General features: G+C 44.8%; 20 protein-coding genes. 4 read left to right on the top strand and 16 right to left on the bottom strand.

Features of this window, described 5'->3' with window-relative positions; translation table 11 throughout:
- Window positions 1–552: 552 nt before the first annotated feature.
- The 3 genes from AC787_RS20835 to AC787_RS20825 all read left to right on the top strand — a co-directional run bounded on the left by AC787_RS20835 (window position 553) and on the right by AC787_RS20825 (window position 4,760).
- Window positions 553–1,293, top strand: a complete 741-nt coding sequence (locus tag AC787_RS20835) for a LytR/AlgR family response regulator transcription factor (protein WP_054026541.1) — start codon at window positions 553–555, stop codon at window positions 1,291–1,293.
- Between the two features lies 1 nt (window position 1,294).
- Complete coding sequence (locus tag AC787_RS20830) at window positions 1,295–2,584, top strand: ATP-binding protein (protein ID WP_054026540.1); 1,290 nt, start codon at window positions 1,295–1,297, stop codon at window positions 2,582–2,584.
- 124 nt (window positions 2,585–2,708) lie between these two features.
- Entirely contained in the window at window positions 2,709–4,760 is a 2,052-nt protein-coding gene (locus AC787_RS20825; protein WP_054026539.1) for a serine hydrolase domain-containing protein, read from the top strand.
- A 77-nt stretch (window positions 4,761–4,837) separates the two neighbouring features.
- Here AC787_RS20825 and rlmD read toward each other — a convergent pair whose 3' ends face one another.
- From rlmD to AC787_RS20805, 4 genes are all read right to left on the bottom strand, one after another.
- On the bottom strand, window positions 4,838–6,334 hold the full coding sequence (gene rlmD / locus AC787_RS20820; protein ID WP_054026538.1) for a 23S rRNA (uracil(1939)-C(5))-methyltransferase RlmD: 1,497 nt from the start codon (window positions 6,332–6,334) through the stop codon (window positions 4,838–4,840).
- Between the two features lie 79 nt (window positions 6,335–6,413).
- Complete coding sequence (locus AC787_RS20815) at window positions 6,414–7,322, bottom strand: diacylglycerol kinase (protein ID WP_200930755.1); 909 nt, start codon at window positions 7,320–7,322, stop codon at window positions 6,414–6,416.
- A gap of 41 nt (window positions 7,323–7,363) precedes the next feature.
- Window positions 7,364–8,167, bottom strand: coding sequence for a sirohydrochlorin chelatase (locus tag AC787_RS20810; RefSeq protein ID WP_054026536.1), 804 nt, complete (start codon window positions 8,165–8,167; stop codon window positions 7,364–7,366).
- A 10-nt stretch (window positions 8,168–8,177) separates the two neighbouring features.
- On the bottom strand, window positions 8,178–8,468 hold the full coding sequence (locus tag AC787_RS20805; RefSeq protein ID WP_054026535.1) for a YerC/YecD family TrpR-related protein: 291 nt from the start codon (window positions 8,466–8,468) through the stop codon (window positions 8,178–8,180).
- Between the two features lie 222 nt (window positions 8,469–8,690).
- Between AC787_RS20805 and AC787_RS20800 the strand changes: the two genes are divergently transcribed.
- On the top strand, window positions 8,691–9,221 hold the full coding sequence (locus AC787_RS20800) for a hypothetical protein (protein WP_054026534.1): 531 nt from the start codon (window positions 8,691–8,693) through the stop codon (window positions 9,219–9,221).
- Between the two features lie 636 nt (window positions 9,222–9,857).
- Here the strand turns inward: AC787_RS20800 and AC787_RS20795 are convergent.
- The 12 genes from AC787_RS20795 to purM form a co-directional block, all read right to left on the bottom strand.
- On the bottom strand, window positions 9,858–10,853 hold the full coding sequence (locus AC787_RS20795; protein ID WP_054026533.1) for an inorganic phosphate transporter: 996 nt from the start codon (window positions 10,851–10,853) through the stop codon (window positions 9,858–9,860).
- 24 nt (window positions 10,854–10,877) lie between these two features.
- Complete coding sequence (locus AC787_RS20790; RefSeq protein ID WP_054026532.1) at window positions 10,878–11,489, bottom strand: DUF47 domain-containing protein; 612 nt, start codon at window positions 11,487–11,489, stop codon at window positions 10,878–10,880.
- 221 nt (window positions 11,490–11,710) lie between these two features.
- A complete protein-coding gene (locus tag AC787_RS20785; RefSeq protein ID WP_054026531.1) occupies window positions 11,711–12,784 on the bottom strand; it encodes a DUF3048 domain-containing protein in 1,074 nt (357 codons plus the stop codon).
- Window positions 12,785–13,051: 267 nt separating this feature from the next.
- Window positions 13,052–13,873 carry an alpha/beta hydrolase gene (locus tag AC787_RS20780; protein WP_054026530.1) on the bottom strand — a complete coding sequence of 274 codons (822 nt, stop codon included), beginning with the start codon at window positions 13,871–13,873 and terminating at the stop codon, window positions 13,052–13,054.
- Between the two features lie 352 nt (window positions 13,874–14,225).
- The gene (locus AC787_RS20775; RefSeq protein WP_054026529.1) at window positions 14,226–15,620 is read right to left on the bottom strand and encodes a sensor histidine kinase; all 1,395 of its coding nucleotides are present in this window, start codon (window positions 15,618–15,620) and stop codon (window positions 14,226–14,228) included.
- Window positions 15,617–16,465, bottom strand: coding sequence for a response regulator transcription factor (locus AC787_RS20770; RefSeq protein ID WP_054026528.1), 849 nt, complete (start codon window positions 16,463–16,465; stop codon window positions 15,617–15,619). The genes AC787_RS20775 and AC787_RS20770 overlap by 4 nt, the downstream gene beginning before the upstream one ends.
- Window positions 16,466–16,490: 25 nt before the next feature.
- Window positions 16,491–17,888: an FG-GAP repeat domain-containing protein gene (locus AC787_RS20765; protein WP_152970663.1), complete on the bottom strand. Its 1,398-nt coding sequence runs from the start codon at window positions 17,886–17,888 to the stop codon at window positions 16,491–16,493.
- Between the two features lie 77 nt (window positions 17,889–17,965).
- Entirely contained in the window at window positions 17,966–18,892 is a 927-nt protein-coding gene (locus AC787_RS33360) for a polysaccharide deacetylase family protein (RefSeq protein ID WP_054026526.1), read from the bottom strand.
- A 199-nt stretch (window positions 18,893–19,091) separates the two neighbouring features.
- Window positions 19,092–20,357: a phosphoribosylamine--glycine ligase gene (gene purD / locus AC787_RS20755; protein ID WP_054026525.1), complete on the bottom strand. Its 1,266-nt coding sequence runs from the start codon at window positions 20,355–20,357 to the stop codon at window positions 19,092–19,094.
- A 204-nt stretch (window positions 20,358–20,561) separates the two neighbouring features.
- Window positions 20,562–22,109, bottom strand: a complete 1,548-nt coding sequence (gene purH, locus AC787_RS20750) for a bifunctional phosphoribosylaminoimidazolecarboxamide formyltransferase/IMP cyclohydrolase (RefSeq protein WP_054026524.1) — start codon at window positions 22,107–22,109, stop codon at window positions 20,562–20,564.
- 36 nt (window positions 22,110–22,145) lie between these two features.
- Window positions 22,146–22,757, bottom strand: coding sequence for a phosphoribosylglycinamide formyltransferase (purN, locus tag AC787_RS20745; RefSeq protein WP_054026523.1), 612 nt, complete (start codon window positions 22,755–22,757; stop codon window positions 22,146–22,148).
- On the bottom strand, window positions 22,757–23,800 hold the full coding sequence (purM, locus tag AC787_RS20740) for a phosphoribosylformylglycinamidine cyclo-ligase (protein ID WP_054026522.1): 1,044 nt from the start codon (window positions 23,798–23,800) through the stop codon (window positions 22,757–22,759). Before purM ends, purN begins: the two co-directional genes overlap by 1 nt.
- Window positions 23,801–23,831: the final 31 nt, after the last annotated feature.

Genomic DNA, 23,831 nt, shown 5'->3' with positions numbered 1-23,831 from the left:
CTTCTAATGTACACACATACTCTCTACATCCAAATTGTTCTAATTAAATTATAAGCATTTCAAACGAATGGAGGGTAGGGAATGTTTGATTAAAAGCATTTTTTACAATTGCTCAGGCAAAAGAAAAACCGAGTTGAGGCAGGCACATCACCTGGATCTCACTCGGTTATCTTTTATTCTATTGCAAGGGTTTATTTATTCGTTACCCCCTATAAACCAATGAACAAACAGCTTCCACTTGTGTCGAGACAGTGAAAGGGATATAATGGTTAACGCTTTTTGAACACATATAAAAAAGACTCTTTTTACCGTGAATTTCTTGTTCTCGGATAGAACATGAACTTGGACTTTAATCTTTCCTTCATCATCGTAATCTATATTAACCTACTAGTAAAAAACTTTGCCTCCGGAAAGGCATTCATCACCTAAGGAGTGATTGATGGATTCAAATTTGCATTTCATCCAAAAGTTATCTATACAAAGTCAATACGTTGTATCATGCTTACATAGAGTTCTAGAATGAATATAATCGAAATGAGGGGTTTATTATTTATGTATAGAGTGGCTATTTGCGATGATGAGGACAAACAAAGAGAACTTGTTAAAAGCATCCTGATTACTTTGTCGATAAAGACAAATATAGAATTTGAAATCGAATTATTCGGCTCGGGCGAGCAGTTGGTATCCTATTATGAGCGCAATGAAACGCCATTCCATATTTTAATTTTAGATATTGAAATGGGCGGGATTAACGGGATTCAAACCGCTCGAAAAATAAGAGGGCTAAAGAACCTCGATGAACAAATTGTTTTTCTGACAAGCTACCCTGAATATATGATGGAAAGTTTTGACGTCATAACATTCCAGTATTTGATAAAGCCCATTGCCCCCTCGATCTTGGAAGAGAAAATTATCAAGCTATGCCAATACTTCCAAGCACTTGATAAAAAGTTTATGGTCATTAAGTCAGCCTATGAAGAAGTCGTTATTAAATATGATGACCTCATTAGTATTGAAGCTGCCAAAAGCTTAACCATCAAAAGCAAACTGCACGTTATTACCACGAATCAAACCTATGAAAGCAAAGGCATCATTTCAGATTATGCTTTGGCCTTAAAAGACTGTAACTTCCTGCAAATCCATCGTTCCATTATTATTAATCTGCTTCATGTGAGGAAGTTTGCTAGCGGAGGTGTTCTCATGTCCAATGGTATGGAGTTCCCCATAGGTCGTTCTAAAATTAAAGAGGTTAAAGATACTTACACCAAATTTATGATTATGAAGGTCGATTGATATGATTCAAAATAATTTTCCTATTGTCTTTAGTATTGTACTTGTGATGGGCGCTCACCTTAATTTTTTCTTCAACTCGGTTTTTGATAAATCAGCTAAAAAACATAACCGATTCATTTACTTCATTATCTTTGGGCTGCTCGATTACCTATATCTAGTTATTCCCGTCATTCCTATTTTTTCTTCGATTCTACCCTTGCTTATGACATTTAGTTTTGCGCAATCTTATAAAATAGAAATTAAAACCAAGATCATTTTTTCTATACTTTACGCTGTTTTAATGTCTATCGCTAATTATATATCTCAACATCTTTTTTATACCCTAGATTCAGTTGACTTTAGCCACTTTCACACTGTAAATGAACAAGATCAAATAAACTACACGAAATCTATTTTACTCAGTTGCATGATCATGTTTGCTATCATTCAGATCATACGACTACTTGCAAAACGTAGAAGTTTCTCTTTACATTATCGTTACTACGTATTATTTTTGGTTATTCCTATCATAAGTATATACCAACTGAATATTTTAACTTATAAGGACGTCTACTCTTTTATATCCGTCATTGTATTACTATTTTTAAACGTTATGATTGTCTATATTTTTGATACTATCATTGATAAATTTCGATTCATGCATGAGAATGCGCAGTTGCAACATCAGATGGACTATCAGGATGCGAATTACGAAAAAGTCGTTCACAGCTTCAAATCCATTAAAAGAATCATTCATGATACGAATCAACAGTTCTTGTATATTGAAGAGTGTATTAAGCGAAATGAATTAGTAACTGCACTGGAACATATTAAGACGACATTAAATAAAGTCGAAGGAGCCTACCAAAGGGTAAATACGGGGAATTTGGTTATAGATGCCCTTGTCACAAATACGCTTAATATTGGCCAAGCCAATGGCATAAGAATAGATACCAAGCTTAACTTATATTCACAAGAAATCCATATTGACCGTTATGACCTATGTGTTGTCATTGGAAATATGCTAGATAACGCAATAGAAGCTTCTAAAAAGTTAAAAATCGCAGAAGATAGGTACATTCTAATAAAAATACATTCTACCGAGTCTAATCTTCTCATTCACATCATGAATCATATGGAAAATGAAGTAACCAACTTACACAGCCAAAAATCAAACCCGGAATTTCATGGTATTGGTTTAACAAATATAGCTAGAATCTGCGACAAGTACGGTGGTCATATGACTTTTGGAACGAAGCTTAAAGTGTTCAACAATATGGTCATACTTCCATTTAAAGACAATAACCCTTAGACAACATGTTGTTTAGGGATTGTTTTTTTCGTTTCAGGGTGATTTTTAATATAACAGCCTTCTTCCTTGTATGATGAATTCAGCAAGTGACATCTAGAAAGAATACGAGGAGGAATTAGTAATAATGAAGAAAATGATTTCTGTATTAATGACCACTATACTTATTACCGTACCGGTCACCCCTACTTTTGCTCAAACGAATCAGGATACTGTTAAAGAAAAGGCACAGGTGCTGGCTTCGAAGCTCGTGTCCGATTATGGTGTAAGTGGTCTTCAGTATGCCATTATGGATAAGGGATCTATTGTTTTATCAGATGATGCTGGTGTATACGATAAAGCTTCCAATGCTCCGATCACCAAAGACACGATGTTTGGTATAGGCTCGGTAAGCAAGGTGTATGTAACTGCTGCAACGATGATATTAGCTGATTCTAATAAAGTGGATATTGATAAACCACTCACAACATATATCAAAGACTTTACAATGGCAGATGAAAGGTATAAAGAAATTACACCACGTATGTTAATGAATCATTCGTCAGGACTTTATGGTTCTCACTATGGGAATGCTATACTTCTCGGTGACAATGATACACAATACCATGATGAATTATTGTTCAAGTTACAGTCGGAAAAATTAAAATCAAAACCCGGTGAATATTCCGTATATTGTAACGATGGATTTCAGTTGCTTGAATTATTGATTGAACGAGTGAGCGGTATAAGTTACACCGAGTTCCTTGCGAAATATGTTAGCGCTCCTCTGGATTTAAGCTCAACTAAAACACTACACGATGAATTTGATAGAGAAAGGTTAGCCAAATCTTATTGGCCTATGATTGATCATGCTTTACCCGTTGAGAATACCAATGTCATTGGGTCAGGCGGGATCTACTCAACTGCAGAAGAATTAACTAAATTTGCAGAATTATTAATAGGTAATCGAACAGATATTTTATCTGAACAATCAGCCAAGGCCATGCAAAGTCCTGAATATAAAAAAGGAATTTGGGTTTCTGAAGAAACGAACACCGTTAACTACGGTCTTGGTTGGGACGCTGTTAGCTTCGCACCGTTTGATGACTACGGAATAACGGTATTATACAAAGGGGGGGACACCCTTGAGTATCATTCTTCCTTGATTGCAATACCAGAATATGATATTTCTATGGCTGTTGTTTCTTCAGGAGGCAGTTCCATATTCAATGGTACATTTACATCTAAAGTTTTATTAGAGTATCTAAGAGACAAGGGGCATATTAAGGAAATCCTACCCGAGAAAACATTTGAACCTGCCTTGAAAGTGGAAATGCCGTCTGAATTGCTTTCGTATTCTGGATTATATGGTTCAGTGGGTTCAACCATAAATATGGAGATTAAGAACGGAGAAATTAATTTACCTATGACAGGGGGGGGACTTGTACCACCACAAAAGTATGTATATACGGGCGATGGACAATTCAAAAACAGTGATGGTAGTGTCGCAGTAAGCTTTGACAAACAAACAAATGGACAAACATATGTGAAGCTTAACTCTTATTTGAATTTCCCGGGATTAGGTCAGTTCATGATGTTGACCTATGCCTATCAAAAGCTGGATCCCAATCCTCTAAATCATATAACTAAAAAGGTATGGGAAAACAGAAATGGGAAAAATTATTATGCGTTAGGTGAAAAGATTACTTCTGCACTTTATCTAGCCCCAACTATCTTAACTAAAAATATATCCGTTGATATGGATCATGGATACGCAAACGGTACTAAAATTGTTGATGAGAATAAAGCTGTAAATGCTGTCGAAATTCCAATTAGCGGACGAGATGTATTTGATCTCAACTTTTATAAAGTAGGACTTACGGAGTATTTAAAGATTGATGGAGTCTCGTATATCAATGAAGATGCTATTCAACCCATTTATGAAGGGAATTCCTCGATTAGCAGCATACCATCGAATGGTCAGGCTGTATGGTATAAGATTGATGAAAAATCAGCCAATCGAGTCATGACCGTTGAGGCCCCGGTAAGTGGGGGATTTGCCGTTTATGACGCGAAGGGAATGGTTGTGAACTTTTCAAAGGCAACGAGCAATCATTCGGTAGTACTGCCTGAGGATGGGATGATCGTTTTTGGTGGTAATGAGGGAGATGTATTCAAAATTAATTTGAAGAATAAATAGGCTTGTAGCACATAATCAGAACAGCCCGGTCACCAAATGATCGGGCTGTTTGATATAGATAAATGTGGTCCTAATCTTTACCCTCTCACCAGCAACACACAGCACTCCACATGCACCGTCCACGGAAACATATCCACCGGCACAACCTCAACTGTCCTATATCCGCCGTCCTCCAGCACACGCAAATCCCTTGCCAATGTTGACGGGTTGCAGCTCACATACACCACTCGCTCCGGCTTCATCGCCAGAATCGTCTCAAGCAGTGCAGGATCGCAGCCTTTGCGCGGCGGATCAACGACGATGACATCTGCCGTAATACCTTCCTTGCGCCAGCGAGGAATAACAACCTCCGCAGGGCCCGCCTCGAACGAGGCATTCGTAATACCGTTGAGCGCCGCATTCCGCGCCGCATCCTCGATTGCCTCAGGTACGATTTCAACGCCATAAACGCGTCCAGCCTGCCTTGCAAGGAACAACGATATCGTACCGATGCCGCAATAAGCGTCAATAACGGTTTCTGAGCCTGTTAGGCCTGCATACTCCACCGCTTTACGGTAAAGCTCCACCGTTTGCATCGGATTTACTTGATAGAACGATCTCGCCGATATCGCGAAGCGAATACCGTCGAGCTCATCATAGATTACCTCGCTGCCCCAGAGGACACGAGTCTCATCACCAAAAATGACGTTCGTATTCCGCTCATTCACATTTTGAACGATGCTCTTCACGCCAGGGAGCTCCTCGCGGATGCGCCTAACCCATTCATCCGATGAAGGCAGCTTCCTACTGTTCGTGACCAATACGACCATGATCTCGCCAGTGACAACGCCTGTCCGTGCCATCACATGGCGCAGTACGCCGCGGCCAGTTTCCTCATCATAAGGTGTGGCGCCAAGCTCACGTCCAATTCGTTTTACGACACGAATAACCTCATCATTATGCTCATGCTCAATCAAACAATCATCCATATCGATAATCCGATGGCTGCCGCGGGCGTAGAAGCCTGCAATTAATTGACCATCTTTAGAACTAGTGCCGATCGGTACCGATGCTTTATTGCGATAGCGCCAAGGCTCGTCCATTCCAACAGTAGGGTGAACAACAATTCCAGTAGACGTACTTGCTCCATCCGACAGATTGGCTTCACCATCCACATTCAGTTTACCGATTCGCATCAAGTTATCCACAACATGCTGTCGTTTCCATTCAAGCTGCGCCGGATAATCAAAATGCTGCAACTGGCAGCCGCCGCACTCCTTATAAATATCACAGGGCGGCTCCACGCGCGATGGGCTCTTAAGCATTAGTTCTTCAAGCTTCGCATAGCCGTACTGCTTCTTTACCTTCATAACCTTCGCACGCACGCGCTCACCGGGAAGTGCTCCCTGTATAAAAAGGGTAAAGCCATCAGCGCGGCCTACCCCTTCTCCATCATGTGTCAGGCCGATAATATCGACAGTGACTTCTTCATTTTTCTGAAAAGGCGCATCCGCTGGAATCGCCGCTGTTCGAGTACCCGTACCCTCAGCACCGCGCGATCTGCCTTTGCCGCCTCTGCTTCTACCTTTGTTCATAAACTCTCTCCGCTCTATCTTCAATGCTGTTGCATGCTTCTTCCTCTTATCATTCCCAGATTTCTGCATTCATATGGGCTTAACGGTAAGTCGATTCCCCAGTCTCATCAGCAAAAATACGCAAATGCGACGGCAGCACCGAGAATGTACATGGCAGCACGCCGCCATATTCGCCATCGAGATTAATTTGCACATAATCCGGTGTAGTCACCTTCAACTCGTCTGTCCGAAAATGAATCACATGCGGATCGTTCAAATGCTCACCACGCAGCGCTAGCGTAACCAGCTTAATAAATTCCGGCAGGTTGCATTTGCGGATAAGCAGGACATCCAAAAGCCCATCATCGAGTTTGGAGTCCGGCGCCAATCGCTCGAATCCTCCGACTGAATTGCTGTTGCATATAAGGAACATCATGAACTCGTCATGGAACTGACCTACTCCAGCTGCATGAAAAGTCAGCTCAGTTGGCCGAAGCCGGGTCATTTTCTCCATGCCCTTCATATAATAAGCCAGCTGCCCAATCATCGTCTTCAGTTTGCTCGGCACGTCATAGGTCAATTCCGTTAAGGAGCCGCCACCGGCAATATTGATAAAATAACGCTCATTCGCCTTTCCGACATCAATCGGCCGGCTATATTGCTGAATAATGAGGTCGACTGCGTACTCCCAATGCTTCGGAATACCCATCGCCCGTGCAAAATCATTGGTTGTACCCACCGGCAATATGCCAAGCGGAGGTCGATTCGCCTTGTTCGTCAAGCCGTTGATAACCTCATAAAGCGTTCCATCGCCGCCTGCAGCTATAATCATATCATAGCCGCGATCCGCTGCTTCAGCCGCTGCAAGCGTTGCATCACCCTCGCCAATCGTGGCGTGGCAGCTCGTCTCAATACCGCCTTGTTCAAGCCGCTGAAGAATATCAGGCAATCTTTTTTTCATTTCTTCTCTTCCCGAAGTCGGGTTATATATAAGTCTTGCTCGTTTGATTGCCATCTTGGTTCACCCCTAACAATCATTCAACCTAACATTTATTCATGAAACGTGGCATGCTGCTCTTCAAGCAAGCGCTGTAAACCGTCGAACATCTGATGTTCCAGCCACTGCTCAATCGCCGTATTTGGAAGCATCGCCTTGCCGTTATACCGATAGGCAAGACCATTAAGCCGAGTTGGAATGACCTGTTTGGTAAAATAACCTTGGCTCAGAAATAGCGGTACAACAATGACCGCTTCTTGCGGATTCGCCGTCTGCATCGCTGCTAGCTTAATTGCGGCTTGGTCTGGCAATAGCATGGCATACTCTGCTCGCTTATATCCACCGAGCGCTCTAACCCGCTCGCCAAGCTTCAGCAGCCCTTCCTGCCAGCGCTCATGGAATACCTTTTCTTTGCTTCCATGGCCAATGAGCAGCAAGGCTTCCATTTCTGGTTTTGTGGATAATTGTGCGATGTTTGAAGCGAGCAGCTCTGCAATTTTGGGATCATCGTCAATTGGAAGTCCATAATGTATATTTGCTGTGACTCGGAACGTTCCGAGGTCGCCTTCCAAATCGGAAACCCATGGAAAACCAAATGCTTGCCCAATTTCATCCACATGTGTACTTCCCGAAGAAACGAACAGCGGCACTACGAACATATCCGTTACGCCTTGACGCTCTAATTCATCAATACCATCCTGAATAAGCCGTCCCTCCACGATCTCGAGAAAGGACGACATAATTGGAACACCTGATAAACGGGGCGAAGCCGCTGCTGCTGCAATCGCCTCATCGACTAACTGTACCCATGCAGCTTCTCTGGAGCCGTGGCTAATAACAAGAATGCCTGGCTTCATAGAATCATTCCTACCTTCCAAGCCGTTCTAAAGCCATTTTATAACCATCATTGCCATAGTTCAAGCAACGCTTCACTCTCGATATCGTTGCTGTACTTGCGCCTGTCTCGGCCTCGATCGCATTATAAGTGCTGCCTTTACCAAGCATCCGTGCTACTTCAAGTCTTTGCGATAATGACTGAATCTCATTCACCGTACACAAGTCATCAAAGAACACATAACATTCCTCAACTGACTTCAAAGTAAGTACCGCTTCGAATAATTGATCTATTGCTTTATCGTTCAGCTTTTTAAGCTGCATGCGAATTCACTCCTATTAAAACTAATGTTACTATTGTAACTTTTTTAACCGTTTTTTTCAAACATTACCGAATTCGCTTAAGGATTTGCCGCACAGTTTTGAAGCGATCTCGCATACAAGCAGCAGGCATTTATCTAGAAAAAAATCTGCACTCGGGACATTCGTCCAATCCTTATGTTCGCCTACTCCATAAACTGTTATAAAAGAAGGGTTGTGATCCGTGTGAATTATCGCAATAACCCCGGTACCGGCAACCAGCAAAACGATTGGCACGGCGGCCAGCATCTGGCGCGAGATCCGTTCAGCAAATCGTCTGGCGCAAAGTCGAGCGGTTTCAACTTTGGTGGAAACCTGCCAACGATGCCGCCGGCTACGCAGCAAGCGCAGGATATCCTGCCCGTCGTTGTACCGGATTCTACTGCTGAGCTAATAGAATCGACCACCAGCACCAAAGGAAGCGGCTTCTCTCTTGCCAATCTAGGCGAAATCAAAGGATATATCGATCGTTTGGGCGGCATTGACGGTATTCTTACAACAGTGACAAAGGTCCAGAAGGTGATGTCGAGCGTTTCTCAAATGGCTCCACTTGTCAAAGTGCTCATGGGCTCCTTCAGCAAAAAATCATCATCCGATTCAGATGACGATGACAAAGACGAGTGGAAACCAAAACGCCGTAAACGCCGCAAGCCAAGTTCTGGTTCCGGCTCAGGCAAAAACACAGCTATTCGCCGCCGCAAGCCAAAGAAACGTTAATCATTGCTTTCGAGGTTTGTTCTACACATATTTAACCTACATTTATTTAAGTGAAGCACCCTGAATGCAGCGAAACTTGCTGCAATCGGGGTGTATTTCATTTCCTCGCTTTATGCACATGATCACACAAAAAAGAAAACGATTATTAGACTGTGGATAACGTTTTTCCTTTGTCTATCCACAGGACAATTCGTTTTTCTTGCCGTTTAGATGGTTCGGTCTGTGTACAAGTACAACCTTCGACAGGTTTCGTCAACTTCCATTTTGCAATCCATGCACAACTGTTCCTACAATGTGCATATCTCTTCTGCTCATATTGAAAATTCACAAATTTTAATGATAAAAACGAATCATTTCAGCCGTTACTATTGTAGTATTCTACTGAAATAGCGGTACCGCCCATCATAAGTGAAACTCATACACAGCTGTTATTAATTATGTGTATAGATGCAATTTTCGCGAATTTTCGATAAACGTTGTCCACAGCGGTTAATCGTTAGCAGAGAACACAAAAAATAGTGAGGAACATCTCATTCCCCATGAGCCTAAGCTCATGGCGAGTGAGGTTTTCCTCACTATCTCATTAATAGTCAAAGTATTATCTTACAGAAGAGTATTCGTTTTTTCAAGCATTTCTTATAAGAAAAAGAAATGAATGATCCAGTAGAACACCATCGCCATTATGATTGTAATGGGAATCGTGATGACCCAAGCAACGACGATACGGCCTGCAACTCCCCATTTAACAGCGGAGAAACGTTTCGCGCTGCCGACACCAAGGATTGAAGACGTAATAACGTGTGTTGTACTTACTGGAAGATGAAGCATCGTTGCCGTCAAAATAACGGCTGCAGAACCGATATCAGCTGCAAAGCCATTGATCGGCTCGATTTTGAAAATTTTTGTCCCCATCGTTTTGATGATTTTCCAGCCACCGACTGAAGTACCAAGTGCCATAGCTGTTGCTGCGGAAATTTTAACCCAGAGCGGGACGTCCATCGTTGTTTGAATGCCGGAAGCAACAAGTGCAAATACGATAATACCCATTGCTTTTTGAGCGTCATTCGTACCATGAGAGAACGATTGGAACGCAGCTGTAAGGATTTGACCGAAGCGAAACCCTTTATTCACCTGATGCGGACTTGACTTGGCAAAAATCTTTTTTAGAATCCACATAATGATAAAACCTGCAGAGAAAGCAATCAGTGGTGAAAAAATCAATGCTTGTACAATCTTGATTAATCCGCCGCTGTTAATCGCGCTCATGCCTGCTCCGCCGATTACTGCACCTGCGAGGGAGCCAATCAAAGCGTGTGAAGATGAGGAAGGAATACCAAACCACCAAGTGAGCAAATTCCATGCGATTGCTGACAATAGTGCCGCAATGACAATGGGAACGCCATGCTCCAGCTCAGCTGGATTAGCAACGCCTTTACCAATTGTCGCTGCTACGCCAGTAAAGGTAATCGCGCCGACAAAGTTCATAACAGCAGCCATTACGATTGCAACTCTAGGTTTTAAAGCCCGAGTCGACACGGCAGTTGCAATGGCATTAGCCGTATCATGAAATCCATTTATAAAATCAAACGAAAGCGCTAGAAATACTACAATCCATAGAACCATTAAATCCATTGTGAAAGACTCCCACTCTCTAGATTAGCTATTACGCATAATGATCGATTCCAGCGTATTGGCAACGTCCTCGCAGTAGTCGGTCGTTTGCTCTAGCATCTCATAAATCTCTTTGCGCTTCATCAGCTCAATTGGATCTGTGACATTTGCGAACAAGCTCTTGATGCAAACCCGAAGCAGGTCGTCAGCTTGGTTCTCCAGCTCGTTAAGCGCAATATTCGGCTCGCGAATCGCAAGCAGCTTTCGTTCTGTAAGCAAATAAATTGCTTTCTTGATTTGGTGCGATGAACGAACGAGAATATCGCCAAACAAAGTTATGTACTCGTCCTTTTCAAGAATGTTGTACATTTCAAATCGAGATGCACAAGCTTCTATGCCATCAAGCACATCATCAAGCGAAGACGTTAGGGCCATAATATCTTCACGTTCAATCGGAGTGATGAACGTTTTGTTCAGCTCCTTCAAAATCGTGTGTACATGCTTGTCGCATCTACTTTCGTATTCCTTCATGGTCTTGGCGAAAGCTGACACATCCGATAGGTCTGACAGGCCTTTGGCAAAGTACTCAACAGCCTCAACAATTGCGTCAGCCATTTCTTCGAACGTCTTAAAGAAAATATCCTTTTTCTTGAACATCGTAATCCCCTTTACACGACTTGATGTTTAGGCGTACTGCTATGAGCCCACAATATCTTAACATAGTTTACATGTGAATTGTTAAGAGAATGTAAAGGTTTTATGAAAAATTTTAGATTTTCATAAAAAATATAAAAAAGACGCAATCCTGTAACAAGATTGCGTCCTTTTTATCCTCGGAAGCTCATCCGTTAACGTCTGTTAACAGTGTCTCCAACTTGCTACGTTTGTACCCATGTTACATGTCCTTCAAATGTCGGCTTATTTGGTACGATATGAAAGAAGGTTTTTCCAGGGACAAATGGCAGCTCTGTTCCGTTCTTCACGATTCGAATCATACCATCTGGAGCTCTTACCCATTCCGCTTCTATCGCTTTGCCTTTCTGGAATAGAATCGCCGAGCCCCCTTTCGTCAGATCAACGGCCAATCGGCCCTCATTATCCATTGTCTTGTGATCTGCTCCCAGTACAACCAGGTTTGTACCCGAAAGCTGTTCATTATTGTTTAGGTCGATATGCGGTTTGTCGCCAATGGACCGTTTATATAAGCCAGACGCCGAATCGTATTGATATCCAACACTATAATTTTTGAGCATAAAAGATATTGTAATGTCGGCAGCCGGAACACCGGCCTCTGTGGAACCCGCTTCAGCGAACGTGTATGGTGGAACCTGTTTGTCCGTTCTATATTTCTTCTTCTCAGCACCAGTGCGCAGCTTCTCTAAATTCGAATACAAATTATGCGGCGCCTTGCGCTCCTTGCTTCTCCAGAAGTAGCTGCCTGCATTCGAGATTTCATCCAAATAAGGTTTGCCCTGCCTTTGCAGTACTGCATATCCATCATTGCTCGCTCCTGCATGGGCAAGCACCGCTCCATAGCTATCTCCAATATCAATAAGATAAGGTCTAATACTGCGTATGGGTCCAATTGTATCGGTTAGTGCACTCGTGCTCTGAAATACAGCAATTAAACGAGTAATCCCGCCTTCCGCAAGCACTTCCCAGATCACGTCAGCATTCGTTAAACCAGACTGTGGACGAGCTGCAGCGAAATTGTTAATCATGACAACAATGGGTCTTGCGCTCGCTTCATTTTCCAGCTTCAGTCCGCTCAACGGAGCATCATAGGGAAGAGGCGTCGGCTCTGTCACTGGCTCATCTGTACCGCTAGGATCGCTGATGTCATTTGTCTGTTTCGGTGAATCGTTGCCACCGTTCCCGCTGCTGCAAGCTGTTACAAGGAGTATAAGCGATAATAATAGCAACACTGCTGATTTTCGGATTCGTTTGTTCATGCGTTAACCTACCTTTTCCCGCTAAAACATAGCATGTATTCGTTTTCACTTTACTTCCATTTAAACACAATTGAGGACGTATGTCTCGACAAATAAGTTGCTTTCTCCTTTAAAAAAACCATAAATTCCACACAATAGCACTATCTCCTGTCAGAACGAGGGGAAGGTCATGGGCAGAAAAAATAGTATCGCATGTGTGTCAGACCAAATAAAAGAGGCAAGCTCTTGCATAACAAGAACTTGCCCCTTCTTATCGTTCTATTCGCTTTAAATACTCCAGTGATGCCATTCTTCTTGCTGTTTATCAAGACCGCTGAGCCATTCCGAGGTTACACGTATCGCTTCCTCCTGGTGATTGCGCGTAGAGTAAGTATGATTCGCTTGAAATATAATTTCCTTATCGCAAAGACCCTCGTTACGGGTCCAGAAAACCTTCTGGTACAAGAAGCTGTAATCGACAGGTATAAGCTCATCGCTAGTACCATGAACAAGCAGTACTTCTCCTCCAAATTTAGTAGCCGCTTGGAAAGGCTGATGCTGGAGCAGCGAATCAAAAAACACAGGCTGCAGCGTATATCCTTGATAATCGGAGCTACCTCCAGTTACAGCATCGTCATAGCTGCTTCGTCCCACTATACGTACAATATCATTGAACGGATACGCAACTGGCGACCAGAGCACAAGACGTTTGGCCCGCTTATCTTTAACCGCTGTCATAATCGCTACCGCCCCGCCGAGACTGTGACCGAGCAATACAATTCTGAGCGGGTCAACACATTCCATGCTTGCTAAATAATCAATCGCGCTTCTAGTCTGATCCACCATTGAATCGAAGCCAAGAGCACCATAGTCACCGCTGCTCTCGCCGCAGCCGCCATAATCAAAGCGTAGAACGTAAGAGCCTTGCGCCGCAAGCGCACGAGCCGTCTTCACGAACAACCGGTCAACCCCAACACGTGAGCCTATGAATCCATGGCATATAATAATGGCTTGCCTTTTTTCTGAATCGTTCTTATTTCCATCTGCGGGGTAATGCAGCGTTGCCGCAAGCTCAAGCTCATTATGTCGCAGCGTCAAGTGCTTTTCCATCCGATAACCTCCTGATAGCCTATATATAATAATTCCTACCCGTATACTATGATTTAATGTTAAAACCATAATATCATCACCGCTCCGTACCTGTCAATCTCACTTAAAAAAATAAAACCATCTAACTTTATGCTGCAGCTAATTGGGACATACTACCCCTATGTTTAGCAGATTCACATTTTTAGGAGGTGCAAAGCAATGCCTTTATGGATTGCGTGGATAAAGGACCATTGGCTGTCCTTGCTGCTTATTATAGGAATCGCAGTGGCTGTTTTATATGTATTTGTCAACCGCAGACTGTTATTCTACAAAGAATGACGATAGGAGCACCGTCCGAAGCTGAGGAAATGTTTTATTCCTCGTGCATAATCGGTACTCTAATCGTCACAATTGTACCAGCTCCACGTTCGCTGTCAATGGTTAGCTGACCGCCGTGGAGCTCAATAATCTCCTTGCATATAGCGAGTCCAAGACCAGATCCACCTTGACCCGTACTGGCTTTATAAAACTTTTCTGTAACATGTGGTAAGTCATCTGCTTCAATCCCACAGCCGGTATCCGCTACGGTGAGCATCGCGCTTTCCTGTTCGATCGTCGTTGCTACACGAATGGTGCCCCCCGCAGGTGTAAACTTGAGCGCATTGTCAATTAAATTGATGATTACCTGCTTAAGCCGATTTGCATCCCCTCGAACCACAATCGGGCTTTTTCCATAGTTAGCTAGAATCCGTACCCGTGTATGCTCCTCACGAACTCCCAGCTGATTAACCGTCTCCTTAACCGGACCATTGAAATCAAGCACTTCACTATGCAGCTCCATCGTCCTGGCCGACAGCTTCGAGAAGTCGAGCAAATCCTCGACAAGCCCCGATAAGCGTTCCGTTTCCTTGCTAATAATGGACAAACCGAGCTTTACCTCTTCATCGTCCTCGGTAGGCTCGCTTTCCTTTAGTGTTTCACTCCAGCCCTTTATCGATGTAAGCGGCGTGCGAAGCTCATGTGATATAGAAGATATGAAATCGTCCTTCAGCTTCTCCCGTTTACTCAGCTCCAAGACCATAGCATTAAACGTTTCCGCCAGCTGACCTATTTCATCATCATTTCGTTGAATAGCTCGATGCGTCCAATCACCCTCAGCCATATAGCGCGCCGCACGTGTTAGCTCACGAATCGGCTTCACTATACGCTGGGCGAGAAATAAGCTTAAGCCAAGAAACAAAAGGACAACACCGATACCAACCGCAGTTGCCATCCGGATAAGCAAGCTCACCATCGCATCCACTTGATTCAAGGACGCTGAATAACGAAGCATGGATACAACTCTCGTTTCATTCCATAACGGAATTGTAACCGACATAACACGTTCACCATAATAGGGGTCAACCCCCCTCCAGCTTCCCGTTACTCCAGCAATAGCCGACTTCACGTCAGCCGTCGTATAACGAATATCCGGAGCAAAACCGTCGGAGTCAATCCGAATTTGACCAGTGCTGTCAAGCAGTTGCAGTCTGGTGCCGCTCTCAACCATATATTGCAAAATATAATCGCCCTGATCCTTCACCGTAAGCGAGGACAGAGAACGGCTATGCAGCGTTAACGCCGATTCCGCGCGCTGCTTAACCGAGCTTTGTGCGCTTCCATAATAGTAATTCCACATTAATGCTGCGAACACGCCACCAAGTACGCTGACGACAAGCACGATGAGCAGCAAATAGCTCCACACCATTCTCGTTTGTACGCTTTTCATTCTTCGCCGCCCCGCTTCCACCGATAACCATAACCCCAAACCGTCTCAATAAAGGCGGGATCGGATGGGTTTTTCTCGATTTTCTGGCGAATTCTTCGAATGTTCACATCCACTACCTTAAGATCGCCAACGTAATATCTACCCCATACCTCTGTCAAAATATGATCTCGGCTGACGCTCTCGCCGACTCGTTCCATCAACAGTCGTACAAGTGTCCACTCCGTAGGCGTCAAAATAATTTCCTTACCCTGCTTCCACAACTTCCGTTCTGCTACGGAAAGACGGAAGGGATTTACATGCAGCTCCTGATGAAAGCTTCCATTTCCATAAATCGTAGGCAGCTGTTCTTCCATAGGTCGCTGTCCATAGATTGCAGATGACGCTGCAGCCATAGTCTCTGCTTCACTCCGATAAACTTCTTCGCTTGCTGCAATCCCTTCGGAAGCAGCCTTAATCTCTTGTTCCTGCTCATCTAACCGTGGCTTCATTCTCCGATAGAGTGATTTAATCCGTGCAATAAGCTCACCGGGACTGAACGGCTTCTGGACATAATCGTCTGCCCCTAGCTCCAAACCATGTATTTTATCCTCTTCCTGCGACTTCGCTGTAAGCATAATAATGCCCATTCGCGGATAACGGGCACGCAGCTGCTCGCACACCTCAAAACCGCTTATCGTCGGGAGCATAACGTCAAGCAGCGCAATATCGATAGGTCCTTCCGTATCTGCAAGAGCTAAAGCTGATTCGCCCGTTTCGGCTTCTATAACTTCCATATCGTTGCGCTTCAGATTAATGCGAACGAAGCCGCGGATGGACTCCTCATCCTCCAACAATAATATACGCATAGCTTAATGCACCCGCTTTTCTCTCTTAATCGTTACGGATGGTAAGAGAAGATGCAAACTCTGCTTCTACCCCGGCCATCTCGCTAAATGCTTGCCGCTCTTCTGCGGGCCACTCGGCTGGAGCTTCCGTTACGAATGAAACCGCAAAAACATTTCCACTGTCCGTCATAAGCTGCCGATATCGTTTAGACTGCTGCTTCCAAGTGGATTCAACGGTATCCCACTGCTTCTGCGGCACCGCATATAAGGTTGCCAGCTTGGCTGTAACATTCAATTTCTCATTCCAGTAATCGATAGATACGAGGGAATAAGGCTCGTTCAAGCTGTGCATCGTATAGCGTCCTATCCATTGTTCTGGAATTCGAAGCTGTATACCATAGCTATAGTCGGAGAATTCCTCCGTTATTTTCACAAAATCAGATTTGCCGTCCCATTGCATCCATTCATTCAACCATTTGGAATTGGAATAAGGAACTTCTGAATAACCCGGTGCCTCTTTCGCCCATGGCAGTTCAAAAATACCATCGCCATTAATATCCTTGCTCATCGTTGGCGTACCGCTAATCCCTTCCTGCGAGATAGAGCGATTTGGATAAACGAGTCTCAGCTTATTCCTCTCCCACACGTACATGGTGGTATAGGTGCTGTGTGCACCGGTGGATGCTTCCAAAATAATGCCTCTTCGACTTGGTGAAATCCGTCCAATGAGCAAACGGTCATAATTATTCACATCTTTATACAGGTTCTCTGTATGTATCTCCCGCATGCTGCCGTTTATCCAATTGTAAATCGTTAAATGAAATTCAGGCAACGCCATTTCTTGATTCGTACCGATCTCCGAAATGATCGCGAGCTCCATTCGTCCGTCATCATTAATATCGCCCGTATCTCCATAAGAATAGGGCAAAGTCTCCAGAGGCTTTAATGTTAATTTGCCAGTGTCGTTGCGAATAGGCTTCGATTCAAACGAATAAATCTCCAGTACATTCGGACTATCAAATGCTCCGATCCATCCGATCATAATTTCCATTTGACCATCGTTATCGAGATCCTCTATTTTCAACCAATCGATTAATCTGGCCAGCGGCTGCTGAATGAGTACCCAAGGTTTCCACGATAAATCCGTATATTTGAACACCATTAACTCAGGTGAGCTATATTCATTGTAATAAGAAACGATAGCCTCTTCCTTGCCATCTCCATCCACATCAATCAAGCGAATGGCTTCCATATGATCCTCTCTAAGAGGCAACGTTAGCTTGCTGTAATCCGGTAAATTTTTTTCAATCGCCTGCACAATGGCCTGCTTCTCGGGTGAAATAGCTGGCTTCTGCAGAAGATCTGCAGGCGCGGCTGTATAACGACAGCCAGTTGCGAGGAATAGGAGTGAAATCATGCCACCGAGCATCAGGCTCCATCTCATGATTGATCCACGCCTATTCCTAGCATTCCTATCACTAACGTTATCCAACTTTGCAGCCTCCTCGTGCATGTTCCCAGTTAAGCTAATTGATCGGCAGTGACTAATGTATAACCCATATTTTCCAAAACATCAATAATGGCAGGTAGAGCATGTACCGTATTCTTAATATGCTTGTTGCCAAAAGAATGCATTAATATCATACCATTTGGCTTTGCTTCTTTCTTTATCATTTTGATCATATCTGATGATGAGGTTCCAGCCCAATCACGCGTGTCGATATTCCAGCTGATTAATTCACGATGATTTTCTTTCAATAATGTCTTAAGCGTATCCGATACTGCCCCATAGGGTGCGCGTACCATAACCGGTGTAATGCCAATCGCTTCTTTAATGGCTGTATCCGCCGTTTTGAATTGCTCAATAATTTGCTGCTCGTCTAGCTTAGATAGATCCTTATGATTGTTTGTATGATTGCCGATTGCATGCCCTTCATCTACGATACGCTGTAGTACCTCTGGATATTTGGTAACTTGTTGTCCGACAACAAAAAATGTTGCCTTTACTCCTTTTTCCTTCAGGATATCCAAAATATCGGTTGTATAACGCTTATCTGGGCCATCGTCGAACGTGAGCGCGATAAGCTTATCACCTTTGCCTGGCTTCGTTGCAGTCATTTGATCAGGCTCGTCCAGCTTTTCCGTTACGGGAACATCAGGCTTTTCCATATCTGAATCGCCTGGCTTGTTATCGACATCGCCATGGATGATTTCACTGTCTTTGCCACCGTCATTACCAATGATAATGACGTCTCCGTCACCCGTGGCACCGCTTCCAGTTTCCGGCCCTTTCTCGGTATCTCCTTTATCCACAATGGGGTTCTTCTCGCCTGTCAAAAGCGTGGATAAGCTTAATCCGCCCTTTGCCCCACAAGCGCTGAGGCTCATGATTACTACAGTCAATATGATTCCTAAAAACAAAAAACGACGCCGTCTTACTTTTTTCATTACGCTCACCTTCTATTCCTCGCTGATAGTTTCATTGTAACTCTGCAGTAAATTGATAGAGTTACAAATTAGTAACACCATTCGAGTGATTTTGACACATATGGCATCAAAATAGGCGAAAATAAAAAAAAGCCAACCAGAGATTTCTGGTTGACCAAATTAAAATAAAAGCCATTCCTTTACATCATACTAAGGCAGCTTAGATTAATGCTTTAGCTGCAATGTCAGTACGGTTTTGTTTGCCTTCAAAGTCAATCACACTAACCGCTTCATAAGCACGTGCACGAGCTTCTGCAATATCGCGGCCACGGCCAACGATACCTAGCACTCGGCCTCCGTTAGTAACGAATTGCCCATCTTTCTCGGCTGTCCCCGCGTGGAACACGAGTGCGCCTTGCGCTTCTGCTTCTGCAAGACCGCTGATTACACGTCCCTTTGGATAAGTAGCTGGATAACCTTCTGATGCTACAACAACACAAACCGCTGCTTCCTCGCTCCACTGAATGTCCAGTTGATCCAGATTGCCATTCAGCGATGCAAGCACGATGTCGATCAAATCCGTTTGCAAACGCGGCAGTACAACCTGAGTTTCAGGATCACCCATGCGAGCATTGAATTCGATCGTTTTTGGGCCGTCCTTCGTAATCATAAGACCAGCAAACAGAACACCGCGGAATGGACGACCTTCGCTGACCATCGCTTTTGCTGTTGGAATAATGATGTTCTGAATCGATTCGTCTATAATTGCTTGATCGATATGAGGCAGTGGTGTATAGGTGCCCATGCCGCCTGTATTCGGACCTTTGTCTCCATCAAAAATCGGCTTATGATCCTGTGCAGGCACCATTGCGCGAACCGTTTCTCCGTCAACGAAGGCGAGAATCGACATCTCTTGCCCCACTAGACATTCCTCAATGACGATCTGACTGCCCGCTTGGCCGAACACTTTATCCACCATCATCTCGCGCAGTGCCTGTTCGGCTTCTTCAATCGTTGCCGCAACCGTAACCCCTTTGCCTGCTGCAAGCCCATCAGCTTTAATAACGATGGGAGCGGATTGCTCGCGAAGGTACGCGGACGCTGATTCATAATCCGTGAATGTTTCATATTTCGCTGTTGGAATATCGTATTTTTTTAGCAAATTTTTCATGAAAATTTTGCTGCCTTCGATTTCAGCCGCATTTTTGCGCGGACCATATGCCACGATTCCAGCTGCTTCGAATGCATCTACAATACCATCCGCAAGCGGATCATCCGGACCTACAAAAACAAGATCGATTGATGCATCCTTAGCGAACTGAATAAGCTCATCGAATTGATTGACCGCAATCGGTACAATTTCAGCAAGCTGTGCAATACCTGCGTTGCCTGGCGCGCAAAAAACTTCTTTTACCTTCTCGCTTTTCTTAAGCGCCCAGACGATTGCATGCTCTCGTCCACCGCCGCCAACTACCAAAATACGCATAACGATTAACCTCCCAAATGACTAAATACAAGCAAAAACGCCTTCGGCGACCTCTCGACGCTGAAGCAGCTTTGACGGAGAAATATAAGCCCTTTATAAGCTAACAAACTTATAAATTCTTATATTTTAAAAAATGCAGCCGCCGCCCGCGCCAGCTCTCTGTCGTTAACGTGCGGCTGCCTATTTGAATAGATGCGTTTGATTCTAGTGTTTAAAGTGACGTACGCTTGTGAACACCATTGCGATGTTATTCGCATTAGCCGCAGCAATCGACTCTGCGTCTTTGATTGAGCCACCTGGTTGAATGATAGCCGTGATTCCTGCTTTGGCAGCAAGCTCTACCGTATCGCCCATTGGGAAAAATGCGTCAGAAGCAAGTGTTGCTCCTTTTGCCGCTTCGCCAGCTTGTTCAATCGCAATGCGAGCCGCGCCTACGCGGTTCATTTGACCGGCGCCAACGCCAATAGTCATATCGTCCTTCGCAAGTAAAATCGCATTGGATTTCACATGCTTAACGACTTTCCAGCCAAATAGCAGCTGTTTAAGCTCTTCTGCAGTCGGTTTGCGATCTGTTACAAATTGCAAATCTGCTTCTGTAACCGAGTGAACATCGCTCTCTTGTACGAGCATACCGCCATCAACAGAAGTCACAAGCCATTCCGGCTTGCGCTCGCCAGCAGTGGAAAGCTCGCCCAGCTTCATCAAACGGATGTTTTTCTTCTTAGTCAAAATCTCTAGCGCTTCTGGCGTGAAGTCAGGCGCGATGATGATTTCAAGGAAAATACCGCCAAGCAGCTCAGCCGTATCAGCGCCGATCGTGCGGTTAGCAGCAACGATACCGCCGAAGATCGAGGTTGGGTCAGCCGCGTATGCTTTTTGATAAGCCTCATGGATTGTAGCGCCGATTCCTACGCCGCAAGGGTTCATATGTTTTACAGCAACTACTGCTGGCTCATCGAATTCTTTAAGAATCGCGAGTGAAGCGTTGGCATCGCTAATATTGTTATAAGAAAGTTCTTTGCCATGCAGCTGTTCAGCAGTCGTAACACTGCCTGCTGCTGCAAGCGGCTTGCTATAGAAAGCAGCTTTCTGGTGCGGGTTCTCGCCGTAACGAAGATCCTGTACCTTCTCGTAAGTAACTGTGTACGTTTCAGGCAATGATTCGCCCACTTGCTTGGTCAAGTAATCAGAGATAAGGGAATCATAAGCCGCAGTATGACGGAACACTTTAGCGGTCAGGCGTTTGCGCGTCTCAAGCGTCGTATCGCCTTGTGCTTTCAATTCCTCAATTACCGTACCGTAGTCGGCAGTATCCACTACAACCGTTACGAATGCGTGGTTTTTGGCAGCTGAACGAAGCATCGTCGGGCCGCCGATATCGATATTTTCGATCGCATCCTCATAGGAAACATCAGGTTTCGCAATCGTTTCTTTGAACGGATACAAGTTAACGACAACGAGGTCGATGTAATCCAGGCCAAGCTCCTTCATCGTGTTCTGATGCTCTTCATTGTCACGCACCGCGAGCAAGCCGCTATGTACGGCCGGGTGAAGCGTTTTGACACGACCATCCAAAACCTCCGGGAAGCCCGTTACATCGGAAATACCGATAACCGGAATGCCTTCCTTTTGCAGCAGGCTGAATGTACCGCCCGTCGAAATAATTTGCACACCTAGGCTAGCCAGTTCTCTAGAAAACTCCACGATTCCTGACTTATCCGAAACACTAATTAACGCTCTGCGAATTGCCATGCAAATCCCTCCTCATCTATTTGACCAATCCTTAACTTAACTGCTTATCGTCACATGCCTGCCATCCAGTGCGACACGGCCCTGTGCGATTTGCTGAATAACGGCTGGCAGCAGCGCTTGCTCAGCTGCGTGAATACGCACCGCGAGAGAGCCTTCCGTATCCCCGTCTACCACCTCGACTGCATGCTGTGCGATAATCGGTCCACTGTCCATGCCGCCGTCCACGTAGTGAACGGTGACGCCAGTCAGCTTAACGCCATAGGAAAGTGCTTGCCCGATACCGTTAACGCCTGGAAAAGCTGGCAGCAGCGCGGGATGAATATTAATCATTCGGCCGTAGAAAGGCTCAACGAGCACCGACGTAATAATGCGCATATAGCCTGCAAGTACGATCAGCCCAACGCCGCGCCTTGTAAGCTCAGCAATAATTTCCGTCTCATAAGCTTCCCGAGACGGATACTCCTTCGGTGTGAACAGGAACGTGTCCACACCAGCCTTCCGTGCACGCTCCACAACGGGAGCGGCAGGCTTGTCACAAACAAGAAGCTCGATGGTTACATCGAGCTTCCCCTCCTGCACCGCATCTACAATCGCTTGGAAATTCGTACCTTGTCCCGAAGCGAAAACAGCGATGCGAAGTGCTCCCATTATACGTCCGCTCCCGTAAACGTTACGATGCGGCTTCCTTCCGTAACCGTTCCGATACGGTAAGCCTGCTCACCAAGCTCAGCTGCAATGCGAAGAGCTTCATTTGCTTGATCAGCTGGAACAACAATAACTAGACCAATACCCATATTGAAAGTCGTGAACATATCACGATTCGTAATGCCGCCTTTATTTTGCATCAAATCGAAGATCGGCAAAATCGGCCATGAGCCGTACTCCACATCAACGTTCACGCCATCAGGAAGAACCCGTGGAATGTTCTCGATAAAGCCGCCGCCTGTAATATGTGCCATGCCCTTCACTTCCACTTGTTCAACCAGCTTAAGCGCTGATTTCACGTAGATGCGCGTTGGCTCGATCAGCACATCGCCAAGCTTCGCTCCGCCAAGCTCTTCAAGCTCTTGATCAAGCGAGTAACCCGCATCCTCAAGCAGCAAACGACGAACGAGCGAGAATCCATTGCTGTGAATACCGCTTGAAGCAAAACCGATAACAGCATCGCCAGCAGCGATTGTTGAACCGTCGATCATTTTTTTCTTATCCACAATACCAACGGTAAAACCCGCGATATCATATTCTCCGCCTTGATACATGCCCGGCATCTCAGCCGTTTCGCCGCCGATGAGCGAACAGCCAGCTTGTACGCAGCCTTCCGCAATACCTTTAACGATCGCTTCGATTTTCTCAGGCACGACCTTGTCGCATGCCAAGTAATCAAGGAAGAACAACGGCTCCGCGCCTTGTACGATAATATCGTTCACGCACATCGCAACGGCATCAATGCCGATCGTGTCATGCTTGTCCATTGCAAAAGCAAGCTTCAGCTTCGTTCCGACGCCATCTGTTCCAGACACGAGTACAGGCTCATCGTACTTGTCCTTGTTAAGGCTGAACAGACCGCCAAAGCCGCCAAGCTCTGCCAGCACTTCTGGACGGTAAGTCCGCTTTACGTGCTTCTTCATCCGTTCAACCGCTTCGTTGCCTGCCGCGATATCGACGCCGGCTTTTTTGTACGCTTCTGACACTCTCGGTCAACTCCTTAACTAATTTAGGAGC

The sequence above is a fragment of the Bacillus sp. FJAT-28004 genome (assembly GCF_001280845.1).
Lineage (GTDB): Bacteria > Bacillota > Bacilli > Paenibacillales > Paenibacillaceae > Pristimantibacillus.
The sequence above is the reverse complement of the archived record's forward strand: the minus strand, read 5'-3'. Positions and strand labels throughout refer to the sequence as shown.

Excerpts from the sequence above, each read along its gene's own strand:
- AC787_RS20770 (WP_054026528.1), bottom strand. The coding sequence starts at position 16,465 with ATGCGTATATTATTGTTGGAGGATGAGGAGTCCATCCGCGGCTTCGTT.
- AC787_RS20795 (WP_054026533.1), bottom strand. The coding sequence starts at position 10,853 with ATGGATTTAATGGTTCTATGGATTGTAGTATTTCTAGCGCTTTCGTTT.
- AC787_RS20780 (WP_054026530.1), bottom strand. The coding sequence starts at position 13,873 with ATGGAAAAGCACTTGACGCTGCGACATAATGAGCTTGAGCTTGCGGCA.
- purH (WP_054026524.1), bottom strand. The coding sequence starts at position 22,109 with ATGGCAATTCGCAGAGCGTTAATTAGTGTTTCGGATAAGTCAGGAATC.
- AC787_RS20810 (WP_054026536.1), bottom strand. The coding sequence starts at position 8,167 with ATGAAGCCAGGCATTCTTGTTATTAGCCACGGCTCCAGAGAAGCTGCA.
- AC787_RS20825 (WP_054026539.1), top strand. The coding sequence starts at position 2,709 with ATGAAGAAAATGATTTCTGTATTAATGACCACTATACTTATTACCGTA.
- AC787_RS20830 (WP_054026540.1), top strand. The coding sequence starts at position 1,295 with ATGATTCAAAATAATTTTCCTATTGTCTTTAGTATTGTACTTGTGATG.
- AC787_RS20790 (WP_054026532.1), bottom strand. The coding sequence starts at position 11,489 with ATGTTCAAGAAAAAGGATATTTTCTTTAAGACGTTCGAAGAAATGGCT.
- AC787_RS33360 (WP_054026526.1), bottom strand. The coding sequence starts at position 18,892 with ATGAAAAAAGTAAGACGGCGTCGTTTTTTGTTTTTAGGAATCATATTG.
- AC787_RS20805 (WP_054026535.1), bottom strand. The coding sequence starts at position 8,468 with ATGCAGCTTAAAAAGCTGAACGATAAAGCAATAGATCAATTATTCGAA.
- AC787_RS20835 (WP_054026541.1), top strand. The coding sequence starts at position 553 with ATGTATAGAGTGGCTATTTGCGATGATGAGGACAAACAAAGAGAACTT.
- AC787_RS20775 (WP_054026529.1), bottom strand. The coding sequence starts at position 15,620 with ATGAAAAGCGTACAAACGAGAATGGTGTGGAGCTATTTGCTGCTCATC.
- AC787_RS20785 (WP_054026531.1), bottom strand. The coding sequence starts at position 12,784 with ATGAACAAACGAATCCGAAAATCAGCAGTGTTGCTATTATTATCGCTT.
- AC787_RS20765 (WP_152970663.1), bottom strand. The coding sequence starts at position 17,888 with ATGAGATGGAGCCTGATGCTCGGTGGCATGATTTCACTCCTATTCCTC.
- purD (WP_054026525.1), bottom strand. The coding sequence starts at position 20,357 with ATGCGTATTTTGGTAGTTGGCGGCGGTGGACGAGAGCATGCAATCGTC.
- rlmD (WP_054026538.1), bottom strand. The coding sequence starts at position 6,334 with ATGAACAAAGGTAGAAGCAGAGGCGGCAAAGGCAGATCGCGCGGTGCT.
- purN (WP_054026523.1), bottom strand. The coding sequence starts at position 22,757 with ATGGGAGCACTTCGCATCGCTGTTTTCGCTTCGGGACAAGGTACGAAT.